2 protein-coding genes (1 of these 2 running past the window's edge) are annotated in these 2998 nt (G+C 53.8%); both read right to left on the bottom strand.

The features are described 5' to 3' along the window. The coding region (locus C0623_03525) for a hypothetical protein (protein ID PLY02651.1) at nucleotides 1-2065 on the bottom strand (2065 nt) is incomplete at its 3' end. 18 nt (nucleotides 2066-2083) lie between these two features. Further along, nucleotides 2084-2998: part of a hypothetical protein coding region (locus tag C0623_03520; protein PLY02650.1), annotated on the bottom strand (this coding region is incomplete at its 5' end). The annotated region continues 1265 nt past the right edge of the window; the window shows 915 of its 2180 annotated nt.

Genomic DNA, 2998 nt, shown 5'->3' with positions numbered 1-2998 from the left:
GGGCGGTGATCGAACGGGTGACAAAGAAGGCGATCACGGTACCGACCGCGGCGGCCAGAAGCATCATCACGATCATCAGCATGTTGGCCTGTTCTTTCGCCGACTCCGCTTCGCCATCCAGATACGTGGCAATGCCGCCGGCGAGGGTTTCAATACCCGTCATTTCTTCTCTGGCATCAACCTGGTTGACCTCGACCTGCAGTTCGGCAACAACGACCTCGGAGAGCGCCTCAATATATTCGTGCACCTCATCCTCAAGACGTTGCATCCGCTGCCGATCGGCAGCCTGTTCCGCCTGGCTGTTACTCAATTGCGGAAATATCGCCTTGGCAGTGCCGAGATAACCGAGCAGTTCACCGAGCAACCGCTCCATCGGCTCGATCCGGGCAATCCGTTTGTCGAGCATGAACTCCGCCGACTCGCCAGCCACCTCGGCGACCCGAATTTCGGCTTCGAACAGCGATTCGACCAGATTTGTCTGCAACTTGAGCTGGCCGACATCGATCCGCCGCGCGTTTTCAATCGCATCCAGTTCGGCCTCATGTTCTTTTGTCACTTCGGCAAGTTGGGATTCCATATCATGCGAAAGTTCTTCGAGAACCTCCTTGTCGCGCTCGACCTTGTGGTATGAGTCGACCATTTCCTTGAAGGTCTCATCATAGCGACCAACCAGTCCCCTGATCCGGTCGAGCTCACTATTAATCTGGGCGGACAGGTTGAAAGCTGCCATATCTGTCAGATCGTCCGAATACTGGGTGATCAGGCCGTTGACTTCCTTGACGATCTTTTCACCCCTGGCGTTATCCTCGATACCAAAGACAATATATTCACCCTGGAGAGTGCTGATTTCACTCGCCATCATATCGAGATCAATAGCCCCGAGAGCGGCATCATATTCGGTATTGATCACATCCATAAAATAGTAACTGCCGACACCGAGGATAACAACGAGCGTCACCACCGTTCCGAAGCCGGTCGCCAGCTTGCCACCAATCTTCAAATTTGCAAAGAGGCGGGTTCGCGAGAATCCGATCCCGCAACCGATCATGACGAGCACGCCGGCAATCAGGAAGATAAAACCGACGGAGGAACTTTTCGATTGCAGGTTGACATTTTCAATCCTGGACTGGCGATGGCGCCCGGCGTCGAGCTCATTCATCATCCGACGGTCAATCAGGGTTACCTTGTCACCACTGACAGCAGCCCCGGAATGGCTGGCTGAACTGATTTCACCATGTCCGCCGCCATGACTACTCGAGTAAGAGCCACCACTGTTCGCAGGTTCGCTATGGCCACCGGCCATAGCAACCATTTCGCGGTTCGGATTATTTTCAACCCGGGTCAAGATCTGCCCGACGTTCGATTCCGGCAACCACTTGACCTTGCCGGAGCCAACATCATAGATTGCGCCAACAACCCTCGCCTGACCACTTTTTACCAGTTCACGGCTCGAGGGGCTGACCATAAAGAGATCCTCGATCCCCTGCCAGACATTCTCTTCGATGCCCGCCGGAATCACCAGTTTGCCCTTCAATCCCGGGTATTTTTCCATCGCCCGAAGCACAGCCGGCTCAATATTGTCGACCAAAGGCGGAATATTCCGCTCCAGCTCATGGCCACGACCCTGAACGGCATTGGTCACGGCAGTGACCGCACCACACTGGGTATGGCCCAGGACAACCAGAACCGGGGTATTGACATGGGCCAGCCCATACTCAATCGACCCGGCCTCATCGGTATCGACGACATTGCCGGCCACCCGAATTACAAACACATCCATAACCCCGGCATCAAAAATCCGTTCAACCGGGACCCGGGAGTCAGAGCAGGTAATCACCGTCGCATAGGCATGTTCGCCCTGGTTTTCTTTGCCGGCCTGAATCAGGCGCTGCTTGGTGCTACGAGGATGCTTTGACTTGCCCGAAATAAAGCGGTCATTTCCCTTTTTCAGCATCTGCATTGCCTGGTCGGGGCTGATACCCTTTGACGCCAGAACCGTTGACGGTAGCACCAACAAGAGAAGGGATGAAATAGTTATAATTCCGATAGATATTTGCTTCAACATGTCCAATCTCCTTCTGAATTAATGGCCACCGGCCATGGCGTTCATGGCACGAGCAGGGTTCTGTTCAACCCGGGATAATATCCGGTCGACTTTTTCCTCTGGCAACCAATCGATCTCACCGGTGCCGACATCGTAAATTGCACCAACAATCTTTGTTTTGTCTTTCTTGACCAGATTGCGCGAAGCCGGACTGATCATGAAAAGGTCTTCAATGCCTTGCCAGACATTCTCTTCAATACCGGCCGGGATAACTGCTTTGCCCCGGAGCCTTGGAAATTTATCCATGGCTCGGCGGACGGCTGGTTCAATATTGTCGACAAGTGGCGGAATGTTCCGTTCCAGCTCATGGCCACGACCCTGAACAGCGTTGGTCACGGCAGTCACCGCACCACACTGGGTGTGCCCCAGAACAACCAGAACCGGGGTATTAACGTGAGCCAGCCCATACTCAATCGATCCGGCCTCATCGGTATCAACGACGTTACCGGCGACCCGGACGACGAAAATATCCATGATGCCAACATCAAAAATACGTTCGAGCGGAATACGCGAATCCGAACAGGTGATCACCGTCGCAAAGGCATGGTCACCCTGGTTTTCACGTCCTGCCTGAATCAGGCGGGCACTGCTGGTATGAGGATGTTCCGGCCTTTCCTCGACAAAGCGTTGGTTGCCGTTTTTAAGTAACTGGATCGCTTTATCCGGACTGATGCCCTGTGATGCCACTGCCGGCTGGACGGACAGAATCGCAAGCAGGATAAGTACGGCACTGAGAACTCTCTTGATCATCATTATATTCATCTCCTCTGGAATCGATTGCCGTTCGTTGTTGCTATCAATACTGTTCAAAATCCTGATCGAGGGTATCGGCCCGGCCGGAGCTGGCATTCTTTGTGCCCGGAGCAATTCCGATGGAACCGTTGCCACTGCCGT

Origin of the sequence: Desulfuromonas sp. (assembly GCA_002869615.1) — a bacterium.
Taxonomy (GTDB): domain Bacteria; phylum Desulfobacterota; class Desulfuromonadia; order Desulfuromonadales; family UBA2294; genus BM707.
The sequence above is the reverse complement of the archived record's forward strand: the minus strand, read 5'-3'. Positions and strand labels throughout refer to the sequence as shown.